6 protein-coding genes and 1 pseudogene are annotated in these 5183 nt (G+C 69.7%); 5 read left to right on the forward strand and 2 right to left on the reverse strand.

All coding sequences use genetic code 11. The annotated features are described in order from the left end of the window. The 4 genes and pseudogenes from QM572_RS06040 to QM572_RS06055 form a co-directional block, all read left to right on the forward strand. A pseudogene (locus tag QM572_RS06040) lies at nucleotides 1-268 on the forward strand (alpha/beta hydrolase); the annotation flags it as partial. Nucleotides 269-295: 27 nt separating this feature from the next. Further along, a complete protein-coding gene (locus QM572_RS06045; RefSeq protein ID WP_415091088.1) occupies nucleotides 296-859 on the forward strand; it encodes a hypothetical protein in 564 nt (187 codons plus the stop codon). Beyond that, nucleotides 852-1808, forward strand: coding sequence for a Dyp-type peroxidase (locus QM572_RS06050; protein ID WP_415091090.1), 957 nt, complete (start codon nucleotides 852-854; stop codon nucleotides 1806-1808). Before QM572_RS06045 ends, QM572_RS06050 begins: the two co-directional genes overlap by 8 nt. Then, nucleotides 1808-2791: an FUSC family protein gene (locus QM572_RS06055; protein WP_415091092.1), complete on the forward strand. Its 984-nt coding sequence runs from the start codon at nucleotides 1808-1810 to the stop codon at nucleotides 2789-2791. Before QM572_RS06050 ends, QM572_RS06055 begins: the two co-directional genes overlap by 1 nt. A gap of 9 nt (nucleotides 2792-2800) precedes the next feature. Here QM572_RS06055 and QM572_RS06060 read toward each other — a convergent pair whose 3' ends face one another. Next, nucleotides 2801-3196, reverse strand: a complete 396-nt coding sequence (locus tag QM572_RS06060) for a thioesterase family protein (protein ID WP_415091094.1) — start codon at nucleotides 3194-3196, stop codon at nucleotides 2801-2803. Nucleotides 3197-3434: 238 nt separating this feature from the next. Then, a complete protein-coding gene (locus QM572_RS06065; protein WP_415091096.1) occupies nucleotides 3435-4493 on the reverse strand; it encodes a hypothetical protein in 1059 nt (352 codons plus the stop codon). A 148-nt stretch (nucleotides 4494-4641) separates the two neighbouring features. On the opposite strand from QM572_RS06065, the gene QM572_RS06070 reads away from it, so the two are divergent. Next, nucleotides 4642-5079 (forward strand): hypothetical protein, encoded by a 438-nt coding sequence (locus QM572_RS06070; protein WP_415091098.1) that lies wholly within the window; start codon nucleotides 4642-4644, stop codon nucleotides 5077-5079. Nucleotides 5080-5183 lie beyond the last annotated feature (104 nt).

Consider the following 5183-nt stretch of genomic DNA (forward strand, 5'->3'; position numbering starts at 1 on the left):
CCCGTCGGTGCGCGGCGTCGTCGCGCTCGCGCCGTGGTTCCCCGAGGGCGAGCCGGTCGAGCCGTTGCGGGGCAAGCGGCTGCTCGCCGCCCACGGCAGCCGCGACCGGATCACGTCGCCGGACGCCACGCGGCGCTACGTCGAGCGCGCGTGGGAGATCGCGCAGGCGTCGTACGCCGACATGGGGCCGACCGGGCACTACCTCCTGCGCCGCGCCGACGCCTGGAACAGGCTCGCCCTCGAGGGGTGTCTCGAGATCCTCGCCTGACGGCCCCGCCTCTGGCACGCTGTCAACGTGGTGGACAGCCCCTTCGAACTGCTGATCAAGTCGCAACAGGCCGCCCTCGGCCTCGCCGCCGACACCCTCCGGCTGGTCCGCGACGTCGCGGCCACGGGCGTGGGTGGGGTCGCGGGTGTGGCGGGCAGCGCCGCGCCGCCCGAGCTCCTGACCAAGATCGCCGAGCTCTCCGCCTCCGTGACGGGCATGACCAACGCCATCACCGGCATCGCGGCGTCCACCGCGCAGCCGCTGCAGGACTTCATCGTCCGCCAGCGCGAGCTCGCCGACACCATCGCCACCCTGGCCGAGGCGCAGGCCGACCTGGCCGCGATCGTCGCCTCGCTCGCCGCCCGGCACGCCGAGACGGTGACGGCGCTGGAGAACCTCACGGCTCCGGTCTTCGCCGTGGTGGGCACCAAGGCGACCGCTCCCTCGACCCGCGCCGCGCGGGTCCGGCGCGCCGAGGTCGACAAGGTCAGCCAGTCGACCCGGACCACGGCTGCCACCGCCAGCACGGCAGCCGAGCGGGCCAAGGCGACGCGGGCGGCGAAGGCCGTCGAGTCGACCACGGATGCCTGAGTCGGACGCCGTGAATCCACAGGCACAAGCGCAGGAGATCCTCGCCCCGCCGGCGCGCGCGGCGATCTTCCTGACCCTGATCGTCCCACCGGGCCGGGAGTCCGCCGCGAAGGACGCGCTCGCGGATGTCCCCGCACTCACCCGCTCGGTCGCCTTCCGAGCGCCCGAGGCCGGCCTGACCTGCGTGACGGGGATCGGATCCGACCTCTGGGACCGCGCGTACGCCGGCCTTCCCCGCCCCGCCCACCTGCACCCGTTCGCACCCCTGACCGGAGCGAAGCACCACGCCCCGGCGACGGCCGGCGACCTGCTGTTCCACCTGCGCGCCGACTCCCGCGACATCTGCTTCGAGCTCGCCCACCAGCTGATGCGCCGGTTCGACGGGGTGGCCGAGTGCGTCGACGAGGTGCAGGCGTTCCGCAACTGGGACGAGCGCGACCTCCTGGGCTTCGTCGACGGCTCGGAGAACCCCGGCCTCCCCGAGGCCGACGCCGTCGCCCTGATCGGCTCCGGCGGCGACTACCCGGGCGGCAGCTACGTCGTCGTACAGAAGTACCTCCACGACATCCCCGGCTGGCGGTCGCTGACCGTCGAGGACCAGGAGCGAGCCGTGGGCCGCTCGAAGATCGAGAACATCGAGATCCCCGACGACGAGAAGGCTCCCGACGCCCACATCGTGCGCGCCTCGATCGACGCCCCCGACGGCACCGAGCTCCGGATCGTCCGCGAGAACATGCCCTTCGGATCCCCCGGCTCCGGCGAGTTCGGCACCTACTTCATCGGGTACGCCGCCGACCCCGGCATCACCGAGCGGATGCTCCGCCGGATGTTCATCGGCGAGCCGCCGGGCAGCCACGACCGCCTGCTCGACTTCTCCACCGCCCACACCGGCTGCCTGTTCTTCGTGCCGCCCGCCGACCTGCTCGAGCAGCCTGAGTCCTACGCCTGATGGCCTGGTCCGACCAGGCCCGCGCGGACCTCGCGCAGGCCTTGCGGGTGGCGTTCGGCCTGCTGGTCCCGGGCGCGATCCTGCTCGTCGTGGACCGCCCGGACCTCATCGTGTACGCCGCCTTCGGCTCCTTCGCCGGGATGTACGGCCGGAACCGGCACCTCCTCGCCCGGCTCCGGCAGCAGGCGATCGGTGCGGTGGTGCTGCTCTGCGGGGTCGGCATCGGGGTCGCCCTCGTCCAGCACGGAGCCTCCGACCTCACGCTGGTCGCCGCCGCCGCGCCGTTCGCGGTGGCCGTCTCCCTCCTGGCCGACCGGCTCGGGCTGCGGCCGGAGGGCCCCTTCTACGGCCTCTTCGCCCTCGGCGCGACGGCAGCGGTGCCCGCCGGGAGCGCCGAGCCCTGGCAGGCGCTGGGGCTCTGCGCCGCCACGGCCCTCTTCGCGATGGGACTCGGCGTCGCCGAGTCCCTCGTGCTGCGGCACGGCTGGATCCGGGTGCCCTGGGAGCCGATCCGGCCCCGCTCGGCCGGGATCGTGCACGCCCTGCGCTACGCGGTCGCGATCACCGGCGCCGGACTGGTCGGATCGGCCCTGCACCTGGAGCACGTCAACTGGGTGCTCGCGGGCGCCGCGGTCACGCTCGCAGCGGAGGACTCGCGGATGAGGGTACGCCGTGGCGTGCATCGCGTCATCGGCACCGTGGCGGGTCTGGCCGTCACCGTGCTCCTGCTCCTCGGGCACCCGGATCCGACGGTGCTCGCGGCGCTGGTGATCGCGTTCCTCTTCCCCACCGAGCTCTTCATGCACCGCAACTACGCGCTGGCGCTGGGCTTCTTCACCCCGATGATCATGCTGATGACCGACCTCGCGGCCCCGACCGACACCCGGACGCTCGTCGTCGACCGCGGCGCGGGGACGCTGCTCGGCGTGGCCGTCGGGATCGTAGTGGCACTCGCCATCCGCGACGAGCCGCGCGAGGCCTGAGCCCCTCGTCTATCGGCCCGGGAAGCGGTCCGGGTCCACCACCGCGCGCACCACCCGCCCCCGTCCCAGCTCGCCACCATCGGCCGCGTCGGTCGCGGTCACCGCGAAGGTGATGCGTCTCCCCTCGACCTGCTCGACGACCGCCTGCGCGACCACCCGCGCTCCGACGGGCGACGGCGCCAGGTGCTCGACCTCCACCCTGACGCCCACGGTCGTCCGCCCAGGCTCGAGCTCCGGTGCCACGGCCGCACAGGTCGCCGCCTCGAGGAAGGCGAGGAGCCGCGGCGTGGCGAGCACGTCCAGCGAGCCTGACCCCTGAGCCGACGCCGTGTCCGACGGCGTCACCTCGAAGACGAGAGACGCGGTCAGGCCGGCCGTCAGCCGCCCGCCACCCTCATCAACCATCGCCCCGCCTCCCGCCCGATGACGGTCCGCAGCCCGCCCTTGAGCCGAACGTACCCGTCATGCGACGGTATTCGAACCAGGACAGCCTCGCTGACCTCTTGGATAGGTGCTTGCGCCTCGTCCGCTGAGCCTTCCACGCCGCTCGCCTCTGAGCCGAGGAACGGTGCCCCACTTCGCCCAGAAAGACGCGGCGTCGCCCGGCGTGCCCTCCTAGCCGAGCGTTCGCCTGCAACGACCTCTATTGCTCGAGGGGAACCGCACCACCGATTGCAGCATCCAATGTCGCCACGTCGTTGCCTGGCCCGGAACCGAACCAGTCCAGCGATGCCCGCAAGGCCTCCTCGGCTACCCAGAGGTGGCGCTTGGCTTCCTTCTCAGGAATATCAGAGGGGCTGCCGTGGGCGATTCCATTTCGCACCTGGAAGAGCGTGGGGTGTCGGAGATGCTCCTCAAGGTCCTTCGGCGCCGCAACCTCCAAGAACACGCTGCATTCCCAAGGACTACCTCCGTCCGCGAGTGCTTCGAGCTCGCCGAGCAGTTGTTTGGATCCCTTCACGCTCTCGGTGTAAACGCAGTGTTCTGTCGCGCGCCCACAGCCGGCTCTGCAAGTCAGGTAGGCGACTCGCCGAGCGATGGCCAACGTTTGCGGAGATGTTCCGACGTCGTCCCGAGACAGCATTAACTCGACAGCGATGGCGGCGCACAGCAGCCCGAGTATCGCGTCGACTGAACGCACGCCAGAGTCCCACATTCGAAGCGCGCGCATCGCCCTTCGCCCGGCGGCTGACGGTTCTGGGCCCAGCTGCGCTCCGAGAAAGCGCAGGCCGTCCGATCTCTCAAGGGCATCGATCACGACTGGGCTGAACGTGAAGGGAACCGTGCCCCCGGCTCGTGTCCAAGCAGGGACAGCGATGGGGAGCCTGTCGCCGTCCAACAGCACGATGTAGTCGCGGGTCCCATCGGGGAAGTCACCGGGCAGGCCGAATCTGTGGGCATCCACGTTCACCCGTATGTGCGGCCGAGCGGAGAACCGCAAGATGGCCAGCGCATCGAGCGCCGTTCGCTCAGGGTCATCGACCTCATCGCAGTGGACCTCAACCGCCGCATCCGAACCCCACTCTTCGAGCCGACATCGTGCGTCAGCTTGCGCCGCTCCCATGGATGGCGTGGTTGGTTCTCGCTCAAGAGCCTCGTGCAGTTCGGATCTGACTACGTCGAACGGGATGAAGCGAACGGGTCCGAGCACAAACGGTCTCGCGAACTGAACTCCTGGTAGCCGATAGAAGTGCCTGCGCACGCCTCGAATTCCATCACGCTTCCAGCGTGTGTGGTGAGCAAGGCGTAGACCCTGCCCGTCGCTCTGAGCATTGTCGGCGGGCTCTCGTACCTTTTGAGCATGGCCCACCGAATCGCACCCGTCCAAGCTCACCCCACGTCGAGGGTCGATGGCTAAGAACGACCTCAAACTCGGCGAAAGTCGTGTCGGCTATGCCTGGGACCCGAAGATCGCCGAGCCGTACCCAGCGATGCTGCGTCACAGCGATTCGGGCGTCGAGTTGGTCGTTCCATTCGAGTCCGAACACGCGGTGCTACAGCGGAGGTACGTCGGCCCGGACATCAACTGGGGCGACGATCCTGATCTGACCAAGTATGACTACGAGCTTCCAGAGCATTTCTGGTTCTGCGACGCCCACGGGTTCGTCTCACTGGTTGGAGTGCGCGGGCGCAGCGTCGACCCCCTGGCTGGCGGCCCCACCACGCTTTCGGAGGCCACCATCCGAATCCGCTATGCGGTGTTCACACGAGCGGCCGAAGCCGAGTTCGTCCGGATCAACGGTCTCAACTCGCGGATCGAAGGTTGGGACTGCTGCACGAACTGGTGACAGTTTCGGTTAGGCCGCTTGGGTGGCGGCTGGCTTCATGATCAGCTCGTATTCGACAGGGGTCAATCGTCCGAGAGCAATCTGTCGTCGGCGTCGGTGGTAGG

Origin of the sequence: Nocardioides sp. (assembly GCF_047607365.1) — a bacterium.
Taxonomy (GTDB): Bacteria; Actinomycetota; Actinomycetes; order Propionibacteriales; family Nocardioidaceae; genus Nocardioides.

What these genes read in the sequence shown, in the direction of transcription:
- QM572_RS06050 (WP_415091090.1), top strand. Translation starts at nt 852, where the DNA reads ATGCCTGAGTCGGACGCCGTGAATCCACAGGCACAAGCGCAGGAGATC.
- QM572_RS06055 (WP_415091092.1), top strand. Translation starts at nt 1,808, where the DNA reads ATGGCCTGGTCCGACCAGGCCCGCGCGGACCTCGCGCAGGCCTTGCGG.
- QM572_RS06060 (WP_415091094.1), bottom strand. Translation starts at nt 3,196, where the DNA reads ATGGTTGATGAGGGTGGCGGGCGGCTGACGGCCGGCCTGACCGCGTCT.
- QM572_RS06070 (WP_415091098.1), top strand. Translation starts at nt 4,642, where the DNA reads ATGGCTAAGAACGACCTCAAACTCGGCGAAAGTCGTGTCGGCTATGCC.